We start from the raw sequence: 20,079 nt of genomic DNA on the forward strand, positions 1-20,079 counted from the left end.
ACACTTAACCTACCATTCCTGGTAATTATACTAACCGGTTTTTTACCGATAAAACCACTTTCATTTTTTATACCGGACGAAAAATTTGATTTGGTCATCAAGGGGCAGGAGATGGGGTGCCCATGCCCGGAATTTAAGATCCTATCCGGAGAATTAGTATTACCGGATAGTATTACCCGTAAATACAAGAATCTATACAAAGAAGAGATCAACCTGACTTCCAATTCATTACTTCAAAGTTACAACTATGAAGTCTACCACCAGGATATTTATGTGAGTGGTGAGTTGGTTGATGTGGAACAACTGCCTGAAAATGCCAATGTCCCGGTATTCGAAGTGCAGAAATGGAAAATCAAAAAATACCTTCCCCAACTACTGATCTGGAATAAGGTGCTACTGGTTATCTATTTGATTGTTATGGGAATAGGGTTGGGATATTATTTGTTTAGAGGTGGGAGGTATGTGCTTAAAGAAGTTAAGTGATTGTATTGAGGCGATGGATATTTTGTTTCTATTTTTCAAAACGAATGGAATTCTTAATACTAACATGATGGTTTAAGAATCCTCTAAAGTTCATTTTATATTATTACAAGAACCTTTGGTATTTTGTGAATAAAACCGGTTACAAACATTAATCAATTAGTATTAATAATAGAAAGAGTTTGAATTCGTAAAGGAAACAGCTATTTTCGAACTTTTAGAAAGAAATTTATCAACAACTAAGCATAACACTATATATGGAATAAGCGCAACAGAGTCGTAGTTAGCCAATAGTTTTGTGCGATTTAGCCTGACACCCTGACACTTAATTGATTGACAAATGAAGGTTAGAAAAAAAAGAAAAAGTTTGCGAATGGATAGGTGAAAACCTGATAGACCAAATTCTGATTCAATTATTGGATTAGCGATTGATTCATTGGGAAATGGAGAAATACATGGATTGAGACACCATTTAGAAGAAAACATAATTTACTTGTATATTAGGTCTGGAGATTCCTTTTACCGATTTGTATTAAACAACTTGCGAAATATATAAAAATGGATTTGACTGAATACTTGGATTTGTCAGCTGGTTATCGATTTTTGATTGATGGTAATAATTATGAGAATGTGTGGCATGATGAAAGTTTGGTTGATATAATCTGAATATACTTTAAATGAACCAAGATTATATTTTAGCTCTTCAAAGAGCAGACCTTTCAGAATGGTTACTTCACTTAACAAAAGGTAATGAAGACGAAGCATATTTGGACTTATTAAGTATTCTTAATTCTTTTAAAATCAATTCCTCAAAACATTATCAAATTACAAATTTTGATCCTGAAGGAGCAACGTGTTTTTACGATGTGCCGCTAGGTTCGCTAAAACAACTAATAGACACAAATCCAAATAAACGAAAAGGATTTGGCATTATAGTAGCAAAAAGAATTTTTTGGTATCTAGGAGGTAGACCTGTAATTTATACAGATAGTGTGGGATTAAATTGGCCATTAACAGAAAAATATAGACTAGTAAATACAAACTTAGACTCAATTCCTCCAATAGATTGGTCACATGAGAGAGAATGGAGGTTTAAAGGTGATTTCTATCTATACAATGAGATCCTTTATAATAATTCAATTAACTGGTGGTGGCCTTGTGTTGAGAATATGGATTATGCAAAAGATTTACTTTTTAAATTTCAAAATATTAATTCTATCTATATTAGGGAATTGAATCAAACTATTGATAGAAATTTTAATGTTATTAGCTAACAATAAACTGCAGACAACAATGGCTCATAAAGCGTGGGCCTTTAACTTTGTAAACCATCTGCCTTTACGAACATAAACCTACACCTTATACAAATGAGAAAAGAGCTTGAAAATATTTATAATGATTTTTATGAAGGGTATCCCTTCTTCGGTAGGATATTATATACACCCGAAAAGAAAATGTATGTTGGATCAGAATTAGGAAATAGTATCATCCAAATTATAAAACAAGAATTAAAACAGTCAGAAAAATTCAAAGTTGGTAATGTAACAATCCGACCAGATGCAAAACTATTTACCTTAATAATCTTTCACCAAATGGTCGCCATCCCAATATTAAGTGATAAAAAATCAGTAAATACTGAAAACATTAATAGCTTTATTAAAAGTGATATTAATGATTTGATGAATTTTGCAAAAGAGGAAAAACAAAACTCACAGGTGAAAGAAGTCACAGCTCATACTATATTATCCTTAATAGATAAGCATTGGGATTCTCTGAATATTTCAAAACAAGAATGGTGGAATGACTGAAAATGAACAACATAAAAAAGATGCGGTATTAATTTCCGTTGGCTTAAGTAGTCAATTGATTGCTGCCTCACTTGCATTTATAGCAATAACTGGTGGGATAGTAACATTCGTTCTTACCAACCGCACCCCCACTTGTTGGTTTTACACACTATATTCTTTTGCACTAATTGCATTTGTTGTAAGTATGTATTTTGGGGGGAAAGGAATCCAACTTGTTAAGAAAAGTGGGGAATCAGGTAACTGGAAAACTAAAGATAACATTGATCCCAACTGGTTTGATTACCAAACAAAATCAATTCTGTTTGGAATTGTGATAGCAGTGTTCCTTCCATTTACCGGGGAACCTAAAGAGAAGAAGAATGATGAACTCAAGCAAATAATTGAAATTTTAAAATTAGAATTAAATTTAAAGTCAGAATCGGTAGAGCAAAATTTAACTTCTGATAGTTTGAGAAATATCAAATTAATTGAAATAGAGAAACGAATTGAAAAATTAGAGAGTAAAGCACCTAATAAAGAAAATATATCAACTTTGCCCAATAAACACTAAAATGGAAATGCAAACTAACATTTTTGTTTTAATAATGAAGACGAGAAATTGTAATATTTCTATTTACCAGGATAACAACTCATTTTAGTTAAACCATTGTGCGTCATTTTAAAAAAAAAATGAATTTAAAAGAAAAACTTTGTTCAGAATGTTTCACAGATCAAGGACTTAAACTCTTGGCGGAGAGAATTGGAATAGAAAATCCCGAAAATTGCATCAATTGTTCAAATTCAAATGGAATCAAATTAAACATTGAACAAATAGAAACTTTAGCTTATAGATTTTTCGTCGTAGGCAGTATCTTTAAACCAGACTATGGCGCATCACCTATAATTCAATTCAATGAACATAAAAAAACAAATATTAAGTTATCTAAATCACTACAAAAAGACATCAAGTTATTTGAAAAAGAACTAGGGGTTGGATTTTTTCATTATGGACCTAGACTTTGGATGCTAGGAGAGATTGAACCTCTTAAAGACTTGCAAGATAAGAAAACAAGAAAATCAATTTTCAAAAGAATAATCAAAGAATTCCCGACAGTTTTATTAAAAGAAAATGAATTGTTCTATAGAATTAGAATAAACCCTGAGAACCCAGGAGCTGAAAATGAATATGATAGCTCACCATATCCAGGAAAAGGAAGATTAGACAGTGAAAATCATCAAGTATTATATGGTTCTCAAGATTTAGAAGTGTGCATACACGAATGCAGAGTAACAGTAGAGGACGAAATATATGTTGCAACATTAACTCCAAAGAAGACTTTAAAACTTTTAGACTTGACAGAGCTTATTGATGAAGAATGCACTGAATTTGAAAGTCTTGACTTATCAATACAAATGTTGTTTTTAGCTTCCAAACATTCCTATGAAATTTCAAAAGAATTAAGTCTCTATGTAAAAGATAAAGGATTTGATGGCATTATCTATCCTTCTTTTTTTAGTTTAGTAAGGTCAGGAAAAATTCCATTCCCAACGGTTTATGGAATTTCAACAAGAAGAATTCCTCAGTATAAAGAATTTGAAAAAACATGTACAATTTGGAACCTTGCTTTATTTGGAAGTCCCATAAAAGATAAAACTATTGGGGTTAAAAATATTAATAAACTTGTACTGAATAGAATAATTTATGATTATCAATTTGGTCCTGCCGAAATAAATTAAAAACGCTCCCAGCTGTTTGGAGTTTAGCGATAGTGTAACTTCAGACTTTTAATGAAAAGCAGGGATTGTATCCCGGTCAAATAAATAAGTTTGCTTCATTATATTTGACTGATGGATAAAGGCTATAAAATTCGAGACTCCACTGGTGTGCGCTTCTTTTTCAGCAAAACACGTATCCTTTATACAAATGGTTAATAGCTTTGGAATTATTATGGCAGGCAAGCGTATTTCTTCACTACGCGCACCAGTGGAGAATTAATAACCAATCGATTCAAAGATCAAAAATTAGAATATTTTCATCATAATCCTGTAGAATCTGGTATAGTGAAACGTCCTGAAGATTATGTTTATTCAAGTGCAAGTAATTATAGTGGGGAACAGGGATTAATTGATGTTAGTTTGTTGTAAAGTGTCCGAGTCACAGACTCTGCATTTCATAAAAAGTTTGAAGTTGTCCTGCGGAACACTCCAAACAGCGGGGGCACCAGTAGAGAATTAATAACTAATCAATTTAAAGATCAAAAATTATAATATATTCATAATAATCCTGTAGAATCTGGTATAGTGAAACGTCCTGAAGATTATTTTTATTCAAGTGCAAGTAATTATAGTGGGGAACAGGGATTAATTGATGTTATTTTGTTGTAAAGTGTCCGAGTCACAGACTCTGCATTTTATACAAAAGTTTGAAGTTGTCCTGCGGAACACTCCAAACAGCGGGGGCTTTACTACCCGCGTCAGGGGAAACACTCCAAACAGCTGGGGGATATTTGATTTTTAGATTGAAACACCTATTTTCGCACTTTTAGTATAAAATTTATCAACAAACTCGCATTCTAAATACCGAATAATAGCAATAGGATGGTGCTATTAATTGGTTGCCAATATTCAGATGATACATAGAAAAACATATAAAATTCTTGAAGAAGGAGAAAAGGAATTAGTCTACGAAGAGATTACTAATAAACACGGTTTGTTATTGTCTTTTAAGGATTATCAATCACCAGATGAATTTGAAGCGATTCATGAATATTATTCCAATAAACTTATTAAATCTTATCGGGAAATTATAAACGGTATTGAAAGTTCAAGAACTGAATATCTGTATGATCAAAATCAAAATTTGATTTCCAGAAGTCTTTATGTAGCAGATGAATTATTTGAGGAAGTTATTTATGATTATAATCAAGAAGGACATACCATTACCACAAACAGGCTAGGTGAAAAATTAGAATATTATCAAGAGTCGGCTGATGGATTTGAATTCACAAAGGAATTTTTTGATGATTCAAATTTATACGAAAAGCGTATTGGCAAATTCGATCCCAAAACAAATACAGAATTTGTTCAAACGTTTGACTCAAATGGAGATATTTATTCTAATAGTCTTTCGGTTTTTGATGATAATAAAAACCTTTTAAAATTCACTCTGAAAAATAAAAATGATAATGTTTTGATTGATTCTGAATATAAAATCAAAAATGATCTTGTGATTTTTGAAGATCATAAAGATTATGAAATTGATGAATATTATACCGTAGAGAATGAGTACGATGAGAATAATAATTTAATAAGTCAGGAATTTAAAGACCCAAGTGGTAGGCTTATTGAATATCATAAGAAGATTTATGATGAAAATAATAGATTGAAGAGTGAAAATGGATACTCACAAGGACATTTTAATGCTATTTATGGATCATATGTAAATGGGCAAAAGTACTTATTTGAACATGATTATAAACAAATATAGACTATGCCAGACATGCCCCCCAATTGCGCAAGTATGTACTTGTGCGAAATTGGTAGGTAAAGAACTGGTTGAAGATTGATCCTGGTTCCTCTGGCACTCATTGCTTTTTCAGCAAAACGGGTGACCTGTAAGCAGATGCTGAAATAGTTGACGAAACTGAAAATTATAGGTAGAGTTCGGAAAGAGATTATTGTGATCATAAAAAGGGGTTTTTAAAGGTGGAGCTGTTAATATAGTCACGCGTATTGCTTCGCTACACGCCTTTACTTTACAATTGAGATATTTCTATAAAATTTATAGATATGAATGACAATCAGGATAACCCATTTGAAGATTCAGCTTTGACTACCATTTTGGTGGTGTCTGATATAGACAAATCCAAAGCTTTTTATGTTGATGTATTAGGGGCAAATATATTTCGCGAATATGGCGGCGATTCTTTGGTATTAGAGTTTTTAGAAAATTGGCTTTTACTAGTAACTCCCGGAGGGCCAACAGAGGATAAACAAGATACTCATTTTGTTATTCCACCCAATAAGGATAGAGTAAGTCATTCTTATACCATCCGGGTAAAAGACTGCAATAAATCTTACGAAATATTAAAAGACAGAGGAGCTGAATTTATTACCCCGCCAGTGATCAGGGGAGCGGAGACCCGGTGTTTCTTTCGAGACCCTGATGGTCATTTATTTGAGATAAGTGAATACAGAGGGTAATAAATAAATCCGCAGGCTTCCACTGGTTCGTTACTTTTTTAGCAAAACACGTGCCCTGTAAGTAGATGCTGAAATAGTTGACGAAGCTGAAAATTATTAGCAGAGTTCGGCCAGGGATTATTGTGATCATAAAAAAGAGTTGTTAAAGGTGGAGCTTCGCAACGCGTCAGTAGGAGGACTTTTGAGATTTTGGATTATAGTAAGTTACAAATGTTTGCTAACCGGCATTAAATGTGAAAAAGTTTGAATTTAAGCTGTAAGTAGCTAATTTTGACTTTTAATTGAATTTATTAACAACCAAAAACGATATTTATATAAGAATTATGTAGTGCTGTGTGGCTCATAAACGATCGGTGTAGGCATTTGTGACCAACCAAAACAAATGAATGACAAACTAATAGTTATATTAATAATTCTAATATTATATTCTCCAGTTTTTTACCAATTGGGATTAGGAATAAAAGAGAATAAAATTGATTCAAAAAAGATCAAAACCTTTCTCAAATATAGTTTTTCGATTATAATTTTTTTAGTCATTGGATTTGGCATTTTAAGTCACACCAATTTTTTGAATTACGAAAAGCCTTTGACTTTTGATAAATATGACCAGATAACATTTGAGAATTTTAGAGGCTTAGAATTTTTCAAGAAATCACTTTATGGAAATGAGAGGTTTGCTTACGTAGTGACATCAATAGAAAGTAAATTTGATGGCAATTCTGTAACTGTTAAATGTCTTTTCCATCCGTCAAGATCATTTGTTTACAAAAAGAACATAAACAGTAAAGAACTACTCACACACGAAAAATATCATATAAAAATAACTGAATTGTTTGTTAGAAAAGCAAAAGAAAGGATTTCAGAGCTCCAAAGATTTGATGAAAACAAAATCGAGGGAATAATAAGGCAAACAATGCGAGAAGAAAGAAAATTTCAAAAAGATTATGACTTTAATACTTTTCATAGTTACGTTCTGAGCGAACAAAAAAGATATGAAAGAGAAGTCGACAGTTTACTGAATTTACTTATAGAATATAGAAAACCAAAAATTGAATTTAATGACTAAAATTAGAGTTATCATTTTTGCTTTAGCAAGCATTATATTGACAAATTGTAATACCGATAAACACGATTTTCCTGTTGACAAGCGATATTGGGATGTGAACGATTATGATGAGATAGTTCTGAAATTAAATTATGGCTATGAAGAGGATGAAAAACTCCCTACTTTTGACGACCCTGAAACAAGAATCATAGTAGAAAAACTCACCGACCAGCAGAATTTTAACATTGTACTTGATGATACCGAATTAGGGCTAAATTATAAAAACGAAGTTGCGGATAAATTCTTTAGTGAGTGGAAAGATATGATGAAAATCTATGATGACCTTGACAGAAAAGACCAATTTTTATACGACAAGGAAATGCTTGAAGTTTGGCATTTTGGTTTGGAGCTTCAATTAAAATATTTCGATTTAGGAAACATCCAAATTAAAGAAAATGCAGATGATCCAAACTCTTCAAGAATAAAAAACCAAATTAATTCGAATATTAGTACACTGATACAAAACTATCTCATTTATTTGGATCTAATAAATCGCGAAGATGCATTAACAAAAGAGGGAAGAGCAAAACTAGCGGAGGGAATTGACAAATATTTTCCTGCTTTAATTGAACTCTATCCAAACGCAAAATATAGTGGAATGAAGAACAAGGCGGAATTAATGCTAAAAAAGAGTGAGTCGGACAAAATAAAGTCATCTCTCGAAAGATTAATTCAACTTATTAACTCAAATACAGAAAAAGAAACTGAATAAATAACTTCCCACTGGCGCGTTGCTTTTTTAGCAAAACGCGTGCCCTGTTGAGATCAAAAGGGTATTGTAAAGGTGGAACTGTTAATATAGGCACGCGAATATTGCTTCGCTACACGATCGAGGGGAGGGGTTCCTGTCGAATACTCCAAACAGAGAGAATAAACCTATTTGTAATAACTGTTATTCAAGTATTCTATTCATCTCCTCTCTAAACGTGCGGCCTATAGGGATATATTGATCATTTATCAAAACCCTGTTTTTTTCGATAGCTGATATATGATCAACGTTAACTATATACGAATTATGAATTCGTATGAAATGCCTTTCCGGTAGTTCGTTCAGCAGTTCTTTAAATGTATATAAAACTATATGCTCCTTTGATTTGGCCAACACACGGACATAATCCTTTAATCCTTTGATATAGTAAATATCTCTAAAATATTGTTTTTGCAAGCTGTTGCCGTCTTTTAAGAATATATAATCCTTAGATTCAACCTTTGTTTCTAATTTAGGTTGTAAGGCTTTTTTTACTTTCTCACAGCCTTTGAGAAAGCGGGCAAAATCGAAAGGTTTGAGAAGGTAATCTATCACATTAAGTTCATAGCCCTCTAATGCATATTCTGAAAATGCCGTAGTAAAAATGACCTGAGGTTTGTGCTCGATCACTTTTAGAAACTCGACACCGGTAAGTTCCGGCATTTGTATATCCAAAAATAACAGGTCAATCTCTTTGCTATTTATATGTTCAATAGCATCAATAGCTGTAGAATACTCACCAATAAGATCAAGGTATGGCACCTTATTGATGTAGTCGGCCAGGAGGCTTCTGGCGAACGGTTCGTCATCTATAATTAAGCAACGTATCATTATAAATTCAAAGTAAGTTTTGTTTTGAACTCGTCTTCATTTTGACTAATAGAAAGTTTATGTGAATCGGGGTATTGAAGAGCGAGTCTTTTTTTAAGGTTATCAAGGCCAAAACCAGAAGCATTTTGATTGTTTGAGATTTTCACTTTGGAGTTGGCTACCGTATAGGTCAATGCATTGTTATAAGCTTCTATTTTAATCTTTATCCAACAATTATTTGCTCTGTCAGATACTCCATGCTTAAATGCATTTTCAAGAAAGGTAATTAAAAGTAATGGGGCGATGGTTATGTTTTTATCTAATCCACTAGTATTGAGATCAAGTTTAAAGTTTTTATTTAATCTTATTTTTTCCAAATCAATATAATCTTTCATATAGTTGATTTCATTGTAGATCGGAACGTTTTCCTTATTGGCCTCGTAGATCATATAGCGCATTATGTTAGAAAGTTTGATGATCACACCAGAGGCTTCATCGCTTTTTCTAAGAGTTAAGTAATTAAGATTATGCAGAGTGTTAAATAAAAAGTGTGGATTGATCTGAGCCTTCAAATGGTTTAATTCAGCAGTGAGTTTTTCATTTTGAAGTTGCTTTCTCTTACTTTCCAGGTCGTACCAATTGGCAGTTAGCTTTATCATACTCGTAAACACCATAAAAGAAATAAATCCCCATAAAATACTAAGTATTCTGGCTACATGTATTTGTTCATAATAGGCAGGATCCGGGGATGCTTTCGCCACGGTATACTCATCAAAGGCAATTCTTATTGCTCCAAATATCAGAAATAGTAATAGAGTTAGGCCAATATATTTTAGAAGCTTGTTTTTCTTGAGTAAGTAGGGCAAGACGAAGAAATAATGCACATAGCTTATGGCGAAGTTAAACGACATTGGGTACAGCAAAAAAAGAGCGGCTTTATCAAAAGACAAATACCGGGTATAGTCGTATAGCTGATAAGAGATAAAAAGGCCCCAAAAAATTATATGGAGTAACAGAACCTTGTGCTTTATGATCAATCTCATTTTTTAAAAATAAGCCAATTATTTAATGAAAGTAATGTGAAAAGACCTAATTAGACCGTCAGTAAGTATGAATCTACCGATTGCACAGTTGGGTCGATAAATCGATCCGTAGATAAATTTTATAAGAAGGCAGAGTGATAAACCTAAGGCATCTAAAAAATTTCATAGTTAAAAGGATTTAAGTCAAAATTACCTCAAAACAATAAATGAAATTATGAAATACCTACAATTAATTTTTTTTTTCACATTCACTATTTCTGCTTTTTCGCAAAATGCCGATTCCATAAAAGTAGGCCAACCATTTAAGGACTTTGATGAGTTACATTATGAACCCTATGACTTTGAGGTATACATGGTGCGTGATGGTAAGAAAACCCCTTCTATGCCTATGAAAAGCACAACTAAAAAAGTGATTATTAATGGAAAAGAATATGTTGAAATCAGTCATGCTTTTAGCCTCCCTTCAATGCAAGGAGGGTTTACTGCCTTAGTGGAAGCGGAAACTTTTAAGCCGGTTATCCAGATTAGAAATTCAAGAAAAGGAAAAGAAGCATATCGTTTTTTAGATAATCAGGTAATTGGCCTGGATAGCGCAAAACAAAACACAGCTGCGGACTATAAAACTGATCTTAATGAACCGATGTTTAATTTTGAGCTTGATTTAGAAACGTATTCCATATTGCCCTTTGAGGACGGTAAAGAGCTCTATATCCCATTTTTTCATGCAGGAGGTCAGGCAAATCCTGGTTGGTATAAATACACAGTAACTTCAGCCAAAATAGACGTAGAAGGTTTGGGATCTGTAGATGCCTGGGTGTTGTTTACAGATTATAAAGGTACGCAACCAACCAAGTTTTGGTATACTAAAAAAGGAAGAGAATTTGTCAAAATGGAAGGTACATATCAGGGAATGAAGATTTATAAAGTCAGGAAATTCTGATTTTACAGAAACATGATTAAGAAGTAATTAGGGAAATAAGCTCCTTAGTTACTTCTTTCTTTTTTATCATCTATAAATATTTGGATTTAACCTCACCGGTTCTCATCGTAAAAATAGATGCATGACCTATCAAGTTTTTCTTTGAAGCTCAAACCCAGATTGATTCAAAAATATATATGAATATTTTCCATTAGTATACGATTATTACAACTGGTATTAAAAAGTGAAAATATTTGATTTTGAGTTTAATTAAGCTATTTTCGGATTTTCAGGAGAATATTTATCAACCAAAATGAGTAACACCATATAAGGAATAAGAGCAATAACTTCGTACTTATTACTTCGTTGTAGTGAATTAAAAAAATGAAAGCAGCAATAACAACAAAAGCTGGAGACCCAGAAGTCATCGAAATTCAGGAAGTTGACAAGCCAAAAGTTAAAACTGGATGGGTTTTAATTAAAGTAGAGGCATTCGGCTTAAATAGATCTGAGCTTTTCACAAGAAGGGGTGATTCTCCAGGTGTTGTATTTCCTCGTATTCAGGGAATTGAATGTGTTGGGGTTATTGAAGAAGATGCTTCCGGTACTTATTCAAAAGGACAACAGGTAGCTGCTATCATGGGTGGAATGGGTAGGTTTTTTGATGGTGGCTACGCAGAATACACCTGTGTTCCTGTGGAGATCGTATTTCCATTTAAAAGTAATTTACCTTGGGAAACACTTGGAGCAATTCCTGAAATGTTTCAAACTGTTTCTGGCTCATTGAATCAAGCTTTGGAAATAGCGGATGGTGAAACTTTACTCATCAGAGGGGGTACCTCTTCAATCGGAATGTTGTCATGCCAGCTTGCGAAAGCGAAAGGGTTAACCGTTATTTCTACTACTAGAAACCCTAACAATAAACAAGCACTGCTAGATAATGGTGCCGACTATGTGGCTATCGATAAAGGAAGCGTCAAAGACCAGATCAGAAAAATTCGCCCTGACGGGGTTAATAAAGTGCTTGAATTAATTGGAACAAGAACTTTGAAAGATTCACTTCAATGCATTGCACCCAAAGGAATGGTATGCATGACAGGAATATTAGGAAATGAATGGACTATGAAAGAGTTCACACCAATGGGTGACATTCCATCATTAGGCAGGTTGACAGTCTACATGGGAGAATCAAAAAACCTTTCCAAAGAGTTACTTCAGGAATTTATTGATGAGGTTGAAAATGGAAACATCAATTTGAATATTGACAAAGTATTCCAATTGGATGAAGTAGCAAATGCGCATCAATACATGGAAGACAATAAAGCAAACGGGAAAATTATTGTTAAAACATGACTCACTACAACACTTTGTAAAAGTATTAAAACGCAGTTTATACTAAAATCTACCAGCAAAAAACCAATGAATAAAACTAATAACATAGAAAATAGAATATCCAAAACATGGGAATTAGACAAGCTTTCGATTTCTCATAATGTTATTGACTATAAAGACTTTGGTAGAACAAAATCTCGAAACGATTCAGATTTAGTAAGACTTCATTTCGGACTTCACGGTAGCTATCAATTCAATTATACACAATTGGGAAGTTCTTTTGACCTTTCTGGAAGCCACAATAACATCATGTATTCTGAAGGGCTTGAAATTGAAGTAGAAAACAGAAGTCAAAGAATTGAAACTTTTGGAATCAATTTTACGAGCGAATCATTCATAGAGATTGCTCAAAATGGCAATGAACCGTTAAAAAGGTTCGCTGATAAAGTTCTGAAAAAGGAAAATTCAATTTTATCCAATCATTGGAAAACCAACAATTTCAAAATACAACAAGTCATAAAGGAAATATTAGATTGTCCTTATCAACAAGAACTAAAAGACTTGTTTTTACTTTCTAAAAGTATCGAGCTCCTTGTTTTACAAGCTGACCTATATCAACAAGAGGAAAACAACCTTTTCATAAAAACAACTAAAGACAGAGACAAACTTATAGAAGCAAAAGAACTTCTAAATTCAAGAATTGACAATCCCCCAACGATAACCGAATTATCAAAACTCTCAGGAATAAATGAATACAAATTAAAAAAGGGATTTAAAGAATTATTTGGAACTACCATTTTTGGATATATTCACAAAAGCAGAATGAGCTTAGCCAAAAAATTACTTTTAGGTACAGATAAATCAGCAAAGGAAATTGCTTACCAAACTGGATATAATTCTCCTCAACATTTTTCTACTGCCTTTAAAAAGGAATATGGTATTTCTCCCAATAGTGTTAGAGTAAATCCCGATTCTGTAATTACTCAAATTGAAAAAAAATCAAATTTGGACTTTTAATTTAAAATGCTAAAAATGAGTAATTCAATGATTATTAAAGAAACAGTAGCGTTTAATTCTGATGCAAAAACAGTTTGGGATTTAGTTATCAATCCGGAAATGACTAAACAATATATGTTTGGTTGTGAAGTTCTTTCTGATTGGCAAATAGGCAGCTCAATTATCTGGAAAGGTAAAACAGAAGATGGAAAAGAAGTTATTTATGTAAAAGGCTCGATTATAGAATTTGAAGAAGGTAAAAAAACAACCTTTTCTATGTTTGACCCAAATATGGGAATACCTGATATTCCAACTAATTACGTGAATCTAACTTATGAAGTTATTCCAAAGGAAAATGGTTGTGATTTAGTCATAACGCAAGGCGACTTTCAGGATGCAGATAATGCCGAAAAAAGATACGAAGAATCAAAACAAGGATGGCAAATGGTAATTCCAACAATGAAGAAATTATTAAATGAATAGAAAGCCAGGGGGTAATAATGGATATGAAAAAAGTCGACAAGGTAATGAAATAAGGACTTTTATCTCATGTTATAACTTGTGCTTACCTGAAAGTTCAGTGTTTCGGAACCGCTACCCTTTAACTGCAATTAAAGTGACGCGTGGTGTAAATCTCATCATTTTAAGCTATCTGAACTGTATGTCCGGTTAATGTCGTATTGCTGTCATATGCAGGTCAGGTAGCTGACAATAACAAATAATCTTCAAATATTACTTTTACATCGAAATCAAAAAATATTAATAATGGATTCAAACAAAACAAATTTAAGAGACATCAAAAAAATGAGATTAGAGCGTCACTGGTCGCAAGAACAATTAGCCGAAATGAGCGGGTTAAGTATTCGGACCATTCAAAGAATTGAAAATGGTGAAAACGCAGGATTAGAATCTCTAAAATCATTAGCAGCTGTTTTCGATACCAATATTGAAGATTCAAATAAAAAAGTAGAATTAGAAAAAATTAGAAAAGAGGAGGCTTATATTCAAAAGTTAAAAGGATTTTATGGCCTTCTTGGTTTAGCGGTAGTGAACCTGATTTTATTCCTTGTTATTGCAATTAATGATTCAGATTCAGAAGCCTGGTGGGTATTTTTTTATATGCTAATTGCCTGGATTGCTTTCTTAGGAATTTATTCCTTCATTAGTTTTGATTTTTTCGGAGAAGAATGGAAAAACAAAATGATTAAAAAGAAATATGCCAATAAAAATTAAATCAGTTTATATCCACAGTCGTGAATTGCTTTTTCAGCAATACGCTTGTCCTGTAAACTGTTGTTATAGGTAGGCAAATTACTTTGCTACGCGCCAATAGAAATATAAAAGGGTTTCAGATACCTCTCGTGAAATCACACGCATGGATTTTAAATGGTATTTTGATTAATTTGAAACTCGCAATTCCTTATGAAATATATACTAACCCTAACGCCCAACCAAAAAGCAACCTATGAATATGACTTTGACTGACTATATCAAAAAAAGGAATGGAGTATCTATTGGAAGTCCAAAATCATTAAGAAATAATCTTTACCGTTCACTTGGTTCAAAAAACTTTTCTACATTTTGGAACTATTGGAATCCGATTTTCGGATATTATCTGGGGAAATTCATATTTAAACCATTAAAAAGGTTTCTTCCGGTTGCCCTTTCATTACTATTAACCTTTATTTTTTGTGGACTGATACATGATGCTGTTACCACAATCTATCGAGGTGAACTATCGTTTTTCTTTTCAATTTGGTTTTTAATTATGGGATTAGCGGTTTTGATCACCAGAATCCTTAGACATAATTTTTCAAGGCAGTCATGGGTAGTTCGGGCATCTGTTAATTTGAGTATTATAACTGCTTGTTTAATTGCGACAATTTTTATTAATAGATCTTTGATGTTGCTATTTTAAGGAGAACTGAATTAGAGAAATAAAAAAGTCGAAATTTAACTTTATAACCGCTTTTGAATTTTTCCCTTTTGCTGTGTTACTTTTTCGCATAACTCGTTTAGCTATAAATTTAGAAACACCTTATGGCTCTAAAATTACTTTAAAGGTTCCCAATAAAATTTAATGAACGTAATATTCCATATCGCTGCAGGTACAGCAATAATTGCCGGGCATTCTAATTTCAGGAATGATAGCCTGAGTAACCAGGTAAAACTTTCGATTACAGGATTCACCTTAGGAGTGATTTCCCATGGAATATTAGACTACTCGCCTCATTGCTACCCAATCAATTCTAAATGGGATGCGATTGTCGGACTGATTCTAATTCTTTTTGCTCTTTGGAAGTCCAGAATGAAATGGATTTCTATTGTCGGGTTCATTTATTTGGGAAGTTTGTTTCCAGACCTTGTAGACTTGTCTCCGGGTATTTTAAACGGATTGACAGGGATAAATCTTCCAGAGTACGATAATATTTTTCCCTGGCATTATCATGAATATTCCGGGTCGATATACAATGGGGATTGTGAAGTATCTTCTGTTAATCATTTTTTAACCATATTATTTTGTGGATTGACAGTCTGGTTAAACAGGAGAGGAGTGAGGGATAAAGTATTTAAAAACAGCACACAACCCTAATTGAAGGTGCATTCTGCTTCATTCTTGTTGTAGGCTAATATCCATTTCATTAACTTACAATATGGTCTAAGCGACCTGATTCGCTCACCTCACACCCTTTATTATTACATTTAAAGGCAGCTTCAAAAAGTAAATTAGTTCTGACAGCTTTAAAGTATAATCTCCTGGAATAATGAATATACTCAAAGAAATAGGGAAGCAGATAAAGTACCCAAGAGGACTTTTCGGAAAGCTCATGTTGACGGTGATGACAAAATCGACTATTGAGCCTGCACGCTGGACGGCCAGTCTTATGAATATCCAACCGGATGATGATATCATTGAAATTGGTTTTGGAAATGGAGCTAACATTAAGTTTCTCTCACAACAAGCGTCCGGGGGTTCCGTTACAGGAATCGAGGTATCAGACACTGCAATAGAAATGGCTTCTGATAAAAATTCCAAAGCTATTTCAGAGGATAGGGTAAAACTTCATAAGGCTCCGGGCAGCCAACTGCCATTTAAAGATGGTGAATTTGACAAGGCAATCACAGTAGCAACGGTATACGTAATTGAAGATCCGGGTGCGGTATTTAAAGAAATGTACCGGGTGCTCAAACCCAGCGGGCGTGGGGCCGTTACCTTTCCCTTCCGTGAAAAATTCGGAAAATATAAACCGGTCATGGCTGAAAAATTTTACATGCATAAGCTTGAGGATCTCGAAAAATTATTTCGTGATGCAGGATTTATAAATTGCAAAACAGAAAGCAATGATCAGGTAAGATTCGGCGCTCATTGTATGCATGGAGAGAAGCCTGCTGTCAATTAAAACCCGGGCTCATAGGATATATTAATTTATCCACCGACATGCTTCGAAAACTGCCAAGATGATTTTGAAAAACAATGTGAATCTTTATTTACCATGTAAAATCTTTTCCAGTTTATCGTAATCTTCCGGGGTGCCAAAACCCTTTGTGGTGACTTTTGTGCCAATAAAGTAACTTCCGGAACAACCAAAACAGATCTTAGCAATACCCACTATTTGATTATTCTTTTTAAAAACCAGGATGTCTCTGTAAATGGGGAAGCAGCCCCAGTCATCCGGGTTTATAAGATCACCTTCTTTGACTCTGAATAATTTATTAATAGAACTAAATTTCCTATAGGGGACTCGGGTTTTCTTAAAGCCATACTTTTCGAGTTTATCGATGTGGATAGTATCCTTCTGATATTTTGGGTATTCAGAATCCATGAAACCACTAATTATTGACTGATCATTTTCTGAGGCTTCTTCTAGCAAAGAATCTTTTCTTTGATCTGAAATCAATCTGTAATAATCGATTTGATCATAATTGAAATAGTTTTGGTATAAGTGCTCAGATTCCGAGGGTGATCTGGAATCGTTTAAATTAATATCACCAAATGTAACATTATGTGAAAAGGTATTTAGCGATGAAATTGTGATGATAAACTGAAAAAGTAATGTGCTCATTAAAAAACTGCTTAATTGATAATCCCGGATTGAAATAAATATTAAATGTTCAAATTTCAAAGGTTCAGCCAACAAGTATTGCATGCCTATAACTTGAAAAGTAAACTCTTATAATCTTTTTGTAAAGTTTTGTTTACATTATGAATTCTTTTTGTATATTTGTGTCAATAAAACTTTACATTAATTAAATAAGACTTTACAATTATGAATGCAGAACACACTAATCTCAAAAGCCAATTAAAGAAAAATACGAAACGATTGTCCATCTGGACGTTTGCCTGGGTTATTACAGTTGCCCTTGTGTCTTTCGGAGCTAAATTCCTGTGGGATTTTAATGAGGCGATCTCTATTGCGGCAATTATCCTTAACCTGATTACGGGTATCGGACTCATACTGGCTAACAGACGTTACATTATGGATCTCGATGAACTGCAACGCAAGATTTTTATGGATGCAATGGCGATGGCTCTTGGCGTAGCGGTAGTCGGAGGGTTGGCCTACTCAATGATGGATATTACGAATGTCATCAAAGGCGATGCAGAAATATCGATCGTAGTGATGATGATCGGAATCACTTACATGGTATCAATTATCATCGGAAACTTCAGATACAAATGAAAAATCGTTTAAAAGTACTCCGAGCGGAGCACGATATGACCCAGGCTCAGTTAGCGGATGCTGCTAATGTATCCCGCCAAACCATCAATGCCATTGAGAAAGGTAAATTCGACCCCAGTTTACCCCTGGCCTTTAAGTTTTCAAAGTTATTTAAAAAGCCTATTGAAGATATATTTCAGGATGAAGAGGAATGATTTTAAATTATTCCTTTCTTCCATTTATTTCTTTATCAATAAAGGCGTTGATCTCACTTTTGATGTTTTCCCATTGTCTTTTATCTCCTTTAACCGATTGCAGGGCTTCTTTAATCTTTGAGGTGCCAAAATTCTTCGCTTCTTCAAAGCCTATTTTCGGTGGAAGAGATAGTTCTCCGGGTTCGACAATGGCATTGATAATACAAGGTCCGTTAGTTGCACGAGCTTCTTTTAATACAGGGATAATCTTGTCTGGCTTGTCTATAGTAAATCCTTTTCCTCCGGTGACTTCAGCAAATTTTTGGAAGTCGAAATTTTTAATAGCCAACGCATCATAATTGGGAGCCAGACCAGCTTCTTCCATCTCAATTTTCACGAAGCCCAGTTCCGCATTATTAAATACGATTATCTTAATGGGTAGATTATATTCAACTGCGGTAGAAAACTCATGAAGTGTCATGTGAAACGATCCATCGCCGACCATTGCCCAGATTTCCCGGTCAGGATATTCAAGCTGTGCACCAATCGCTGCCGGTAATCCTACAGCCATCGATCCATGATTAAACGATCCGATCATTCTTCTTTCCTTTTTGAAGTTCATGAAGTTGGTCGACCAGATAGTGGATGTCCCGGTGTCGACCACAAATACAGCGTCATCAGAAGCAATATCACTAAGGCCTTTGGAAACCGCCGAGGCCTGAACTAAAGAAAGCTTTCCTTTGGGATCCGATTTTTTCAAATTAGATTCCTTCCAACTGGTAAATGATTTGACCAGTTTTTTGCGAAAGCTGTCATCAGTTTTATCGGTGCATTTTTCCAGTAATTCACCAACTACATATTTCACATCACCATGAATACCCAGGTCTACCGGGGCCCGGTTACCGATGCTTTCCGGCCGGATATCGATTTGAATGATCTTTTTGTTTTTTGGGAGGAAATCAAAATAAGGAAAATCCGTACCCAGCATGATCAATAGGTCGCATTCCATGATTCCATCATACCCGGCAGAATTTCCAATCAGTCCGGATAGCCCCACCACACCGGGAGCTTCATGGTCGAATATATCAGAAGACCGAACGGTATGAGTTATCGGGGCTTTAATTTTACTGGCAAATTTCAGCACTTCATCTCGTGCATCGCGGCAACCGGTACCAGCCAGAATGCCGATCTTATCTTCTTCGTTAATGAGCTTTGCTGCCTGATCGATAGTTGATTCAGGAGGAATAACGATTGAATCAGAGACAAATACATCCTGAATAAAATAATTGTTTTTGGCTTCCATTTCAGCAATATCTGCCGGTAACTCTACTCTGCAGACAGCTTTATTGTTGATCGCCGTTCTCATTGCCCTGATGAATATTCGAGGAGCTTCTTCCGGACTCCTGATGATTGCCTGGTAGTCACACACATCGTTAAACATGTTTTTCAAGTCAACCTCCTGATGAAAGTTTGTTCCAATATATTCCACAGGTATTTGTCCGGTGATGGCCAGTACCGGCGACCGTTCTTTTTTCGCATTATAGAGGCCATTAATCAGGTGAAGGGCTCCCGGGCCCACAGTACTGGCACATACTCCCAGCTTATCGTTTAATTCGCCCTGGGCAAAAGCAGCAAATGCTCCATTTCCTTCGTGTTTTACTTTAATCCATTTTACTTTATCCTGGCTTCCTATGGCACAAACGAGAGGGTTAAGCGCATCGCCGGCGACTCCAAAAATGTGTTTTACTCCTTCATTACTTAGAATGCCTAAAAGTTGTTCTGATACAGTCATAAACTCACC

At 34.3% G+C, this 20,079-nt stretch carries 24 protein-coding genes; 20 read left to right on the top strand and 4 right to left on the bottom strand.

The window, feature by feature from the left end:
- Nucleotides 1-90 precede the first annotated feature (90 nt).
- From OO013_RS15700 to OO013_RS15740, 10 genes are all read left to right on the top strand, one after another.
- Entirely contained in the window at nt 91-483 is a 393-nt protein-coding gene (locus OO013_RS15700; protein WP_266057879.1) for a hypothetical protein, read from the top strand.
- A gap of 522 nt (nt 484-1,005) precedes the next feature.
- Nucleotides 1,006-1,146 carry an immunity protein Imm33 domain-containing protein gene (locus OO013_RS20335; RefSeq protein WP_439651860.1) on the top strand — a complete coding sequence of 47 codons (141 nt, stop codon included), beginning with the start codon at nt 1,006-1,008 and terminating at the stop codon, nt 1,144-1,146.
- Between the two features lie 11 nt (nt 1,147-1,157).
- A complete protein-coding gene (locus tag OO013_RS15705; protein ID WP_266057880.1) occupies nt 1,158-1,754 on the top strand; it encodes a hypothetical protein in 597 nt (198 codons plus the stop codon).
- Nucleotides 1,755-1,847: 93 nt separating this feature from the next.
- Nucleotides 1,848-2,288: a hypothetical protein gene (locus OO013_RS15710; protein WP_266057881.1), complete on the top strand. Its 441-nt coding sequence runs from the start codon at nt 1,848-1,850 to the stop codon at nt 2,286-2,288.
- Nucleotides 2,281-2,838, top strand: a complete 558-nt coding sequence (locus OO013_RS15715) for a hypothetical protein (RefSeq protein ID WP_266057882.1) — start codon at nt 2,281-2,283, stop codon at nt 2,836-2,838. Before OO013_RS15710 ends, OO013_RS15715 begins: the two co-directional genes overlap by 8 nt.
- Before the next feature lie 119 nt (nt 2,839-2,957).
- The gene (locus OO013_RS15720; protein ID WP_266057883.1) at nt 2,958-4,004 is read left to right on the top strand and encodes an RES family NAD+ phosphorylase; all 1,047 of its coding nucleotides are present in this window, start codon (nt 2,958-2,960) and stop codon (nt 4,002-4,004) included.
- An 892-nt stretch (nt 4,005-4,896) separates the two neighbouring features.
- The gene (locus OO013_RS15725) at nt 4,897-5,754 is read left to right on the top strand and encodes a hypothetical protein (protein WP_266057884.1); all 858 of its coding nucleotides are present in this window, start codon (nt 4,897-4,899) and stop codon (nt 5,752-5,754) included.
- Between the two features lie 302 nt (nt 5,755-6,056).
- On the top strand, nt 6,057-6,470 hold the full coding sequence (locus OO013_RS15730) for a VOC family protein (RefSeq protein ID WP_266057885.1): 414 nt from the start codon (nt 6,057-6,059) through the stop codon (nt 6,468-6,470).
- A gap of 382 nt (nt 6,471-6,852) precedes the next feature.
- The gene (locus tag OO013_RS15735) at nt 6,853-7,536 is read left to right on the top strand and encodes a hypothetical protein (RefSeq protein ID WP_266057886.1); all 684 of its coding nucleotides are present in this window, start codon (nt 6,853-6,855) and stop codon (nt 7,534-7,536) included.
- Nucleotides 7,529-8,287, top strand: a complete 759-nt coding sequence (locus OO013_RS15740; protein ID WP_266057887.1) for a hypothetical protein — start codon at nt 7,529-7,531, stop codon at nt 8,285-8,287. The genes OO013_RS15735 and OO013_RS15740 overlap by 8 nt, the downstream gene beginning before the upstream one ends.
- Nucleotides 8,288-8,467: 180 nt before the next feature.
- On the opposite strand, the gene OO013_RS15745 is transcribed toward OO013_RS15740, so the two are convergent.
- Nucleotides 8,468-9,154 carry a LytR/AlgR family response regulator transcription factor gene (locus OO013_RS15745; RefSeq protein WP_266057888.1) on the bottom strand — a complete coding sequence of 229 codons (687 nt, stop codon included), beginning with the start codon at nt 9,152-9,154 and terminating at the stop codon, nt 8,468-8,470.
- On the bottom strand, nt 9,154-10,176 hold the full coding sequence (locus tag OO013_RS15750; RefSeq protein WP_266057889.1) for a sensor histidine kinase: 1,023 nt from the start codon (nt 10,174-10,176) through the stop codon (nt 9,154-9,156). Before OO013_RS15750 ends, OO013_RS15745 begins: the two co-directional genes overlap by 1 nt.
- 214 nt (nt 10,177-10,390) lie before the next feature.
- Between OO013_RS15750 and OO013_RS15755 the strand changes: the two genes are divergently transcribed.
- The 8 genes from OO013_RS15755 to OO013_RS15790 all read left to right on the top strand — a co-directional run bounded on the left by OO013_RS15755 (nt 10,391) and on the right by OO013_RS15790 (nt 16,824).
- Complete coding sequence (locus OO013_RS15755) at nt 10,391-11,116, top strand: DUF3108 domain-containing protein (RefSeq protein ID WP_266057891.1); 726 nt, start codon at nt 10,391-10,393, stop codon at nt 11,114-11,116.
- A gap of 363 nt (nt 11,117-11,479) precedes the next feature.
- Nucleotides 11,480-12,448: a zinc-binding alcohol dehydrogenase family protein gene (locus OO013_RS15760; protein ID WP_266057892.1), complete on the top strand. Its 969-nt coding sequence runs from the start codon at nt 11,480-11,482 to the stop codon at nt 12,446-12,448.
- A gap of 66 nt (nt 12,449-12,514) precedes the next feature.
- The gene (locus tag OO013_RS15765; protein WP_266057893.1) at nt 12,515-13,444 is read left to right on the top strand and encodes a helix-turn-helix transcriptional regulator; all 930 of its coding nucleotides are present in this window, start codon (nt 12,515-12,517) and stop codon (nt 13,442-13,444) included.
- Nucleotides 13,445-13,459: 15 nt separating this feature from the next.
- Nucleotides 13,460-13,906 (top strand): SRPBCC domain-containing protein, encoded by a 447-nt coding sequence (locus OO013_RS15770; protein WP_266057895.1) that lies wholly within the window; start codon nt 13,460-13,462, stop codon nt 13,904-13,906.
- Nucleotides 13,907-14,188: 282 nt separating this feature from the next.
- Nucleotides 14,189-14,656, top strand: a complete 468-nt coding sequence (locus OO013_RS15775; protein ID WP_266057896.1) for a helix-turn-helix domain-containing protein — start codon at nt 14,189-14,191, stop codon at nt 14,654-14,656.
- Between the two features lie 232 nt (nt 14,657-14,888).
- On the top strand, nt 14,889-15,341 hold the full coding sequence (locus OO013_RS15780) for an acyltransferase (RefSeq protein WP_266057897.1): 453 nt from the start codon (nt 14,889-14,891) through the stop codon (nt 15,339-15,341).
- Nucleotides 15,342-15,503: 162 nt separating this feature from the next.
- A complete protein-coding gene (locus OO013_RS15785) occupies nt 15,504-16,016 on the top strand; it encodes a hypothetical protein (RefSeq protein ID WP_266057899.1) in 513 nt (170 codons plus the stop codon).
- 172 nt (nt 16,017-16,188) lie between these two features.
- Entirely contained in the window at nt 16,189-16,824 is a 636-nt protein-coding gene (locus OO013_RS15790) for a class I SAM-dependent methyltransferase (protein WP_266057901.1), read from the top strand.
- An 84-nt stretch (nt 16,825-16,908) separates the two neighbouring features.
- On the opposite strand, the gene OO013_RS15795 is transcribed toward OO013_RS15790, so the two are convergent.
- A complete protein-coding gene (locus OO013_RS15795) occupies nt 16,909-17,487 on the bottom strand; it encodes a hypothetical protein (protein ID WP_266057902.1) in 579 nt (192 codons plus the stop codon).
- A 204-nt stretch (nt 17,488-17,691) separates the two neighbouring features.
- Between OO013_RS15795 and OO013_RS15800 the strand changes: the two genes are divergently transcribed.
- Together OO013_RS15800 and OO013_RS15805 are read left to right on the top strand one after the other, a co-directional pair.
- Nucleotides 17,692-18,105 carry a hypothetical protein gene (locus OO013_RS15800; protein ID WP_266057903.1) on the top strand — a complete coding sequence of 138 codons (414 nt, stop codon included), beginning with the start codon at nt 17,692-17,694 and terminating at the stop codon, nt 18,103-18,105.
- Nucleotides 18,102-18,299: a helix-turn-helix transcriptional regulator gene (locus OO013_RS15805; RefSeq protein ID WP_266057904.1), complete on the top strand. Its 198-nt coding sequence runs from the start codon at nt 18,102-18,104 to the stop codon at nt 18,297-18,299. The genes OO013_RS15800 and OO013_RS15805 overlap by 4 nt, the downstream gene beginning before the upstream one ends.
- A gap of 7 nt (nt 18,300-18,306) precedes the next feature.
- Here OO013_RS15805 and OO013_RS15810 read toward each other — a convergent pair whose 3' ends face one another.
- Nucleotides 18,307-20,070 (bottom strand): thiamine pyrophosphate-binding protein, encoded by a 1,764-nt coding sequence (locus tag OO013_RS15810; RefSeq protein WP_266057905.1) that lies wholly within the window; start codon nt 20,068-20,070, stop codon nt 18,307-18,309.
- Between the last annotated feature and the right edge of the window lie 9 nt (nt 20,071-20,079).

Origin of the sequence: Mangrovivirga halotolerans (assembly GCF_026241165.1) — a bacterium.
Taxonomy (GTDB): Bacteria; Bacteroidota; Bacteroidia; order Cytophagales; family Cyclobacteriaceae; genus Mangrovivirga; species Mangrovivirga halotolerans.

Coding starts and splice junctions, on each gene's coding strand:
- OO013_RS15705 (WP_266057880.1), top strand. CDS start 1,158: ATGAACCAAGATTATATTTTAGCTCTTCAAAGAGCAGACCTTTCAGAA.
- OO013_RS15710 (WP_266057881.1), top strand. CDS start 1,848: ATGAGAAAAGAGCTTGAAAATATTTATAATGATTTTTATGAAGGGTAT.
- OO013_RS15715 (WP_266057882.1), top strand. CDS start 2,281: ATGACTGAAAATGAACAACATAAAAAAGATGCGGTATTAATTTCCGTT.
- OO013_RS15720 (WP_266057883.1), top strand. CDS start 2,958: ATGAATTTAAAAGAAAAACTTTGTTCAGAATGTTTCACAGATCAAGGA.
- OO013_RS15725 (WP_266057884.1), top strand. CDS start 4,897: ATGATACATAGAAAAACATATAAAATTCTTGAAGAAGGAGAAAAGGAA.
- OO013_RS15730 (WP_266057885.1), top strand. CDS start 6,057: ATGAATGACAATCAGGATAACCCATTTGAAGATTCAGCTTTGACTACC.
- OO013_RS15735 (WP_266057886.1), top strand. CDS start 6,853: ATGAATGACAAACTAATAGTTATATTAATAATTCTAATATTATATTCT.
- OO013_RS15740 (WP_266057887.1), top strand. CDS start 7,529: ATGACTAAAATTAGAGTTATCATTTTTGCTTTAGCAAGCATTATATTG.
- OO013_RS15745 (WP_266057888.1), bottom strand. CDS start 9,154: ATGATACGTTGCTTAATTATAGATGACGAACCGTTCGCCAGAAGCCTC.
- OO013_RS15750 (WP_266057889.1), bottom strand. CDS start 10,176: ATGAGATTGATCATAAAGCACAAGGTTCTGTTACTCCATATAATTTTT.
- OO013_RS15755 (WP_266057891.1), top strand. CDS start 10,391: ATGAAATACCTACAATTAATTTTTTTTTTCACATTCACTATTTCTGCT.
- OO013_RS15760 (WP_266057892.1), top strand. CDS start 11,480: ATGAAAGCAGCAATAACAACAAAAGCTGGAGACCCAGAAGTCATCGAA.
- OO013_RS15765 (WP_266057893.1), top strand. CDS start 12,515: ATGAATAAAACTAATAACATAGAAAATAGAATATCCAAAACATGGGAA.
- OO013_RS15770 (WP_266057895.1), top strand. CDS start 13,460: ATGAGTAATTCAATGATTATTAAAGAAACAGTAGCGTTTAATTCTGAT.
- OO013_RS15775 (WP_266057896.1), top strand. CDS start 14,189: ATGGATTCAAACAAAACAAATTTAAGAGACATCAAAAAAATGAGATTA.
- OO013_RS15780 (WP_266057897.1), top strand. CDS start 14,889: ATGAATATGACTTTGACTGACTATATCAAAAAAAGGAATGGAGTATCT.
- OO013_RS15785 (WP_266057899.1), top strand. CDS start 15,504: ATGAACGTAATATTCCATATCGCTGCAGGTACAGCAATAATTGCCGGG.
- OO013_RS15790 (WP_266057901.1), top strand. CDS start 16,189: ATGAATATACTCAAAGAAATAGGGAAGCAGATAAAGTACCCAAGAGGA.
- OO013_RS15795 (WP_266057902.1), bottom strand. CDS start 17,487: ATGAGCACATTACTTTTTCAGTTTATCATCACAATTTCATCGCTAAAT.
- OO013_RS15800 (WP_266057903.1), top strand. CDS start 17,692: ATGAATGCAGAACACACTAATCTCAAAAGCCAATTAAAGAAAAATACG.
- OO013_RS15805 (WP_266057904.1), top strand. CDS start 18,102: ATGAAAAATCGTTTAAAAGTACTCCGAGCGGAGCACGATATGACCCAG.
- OO013_RS15810 (WP_266057905.1), bottom strand. CDS start 20,070: ATGACTGTATCAGAACAACTTTTAGGCATTCTAAGTAATGAAGGAGTA.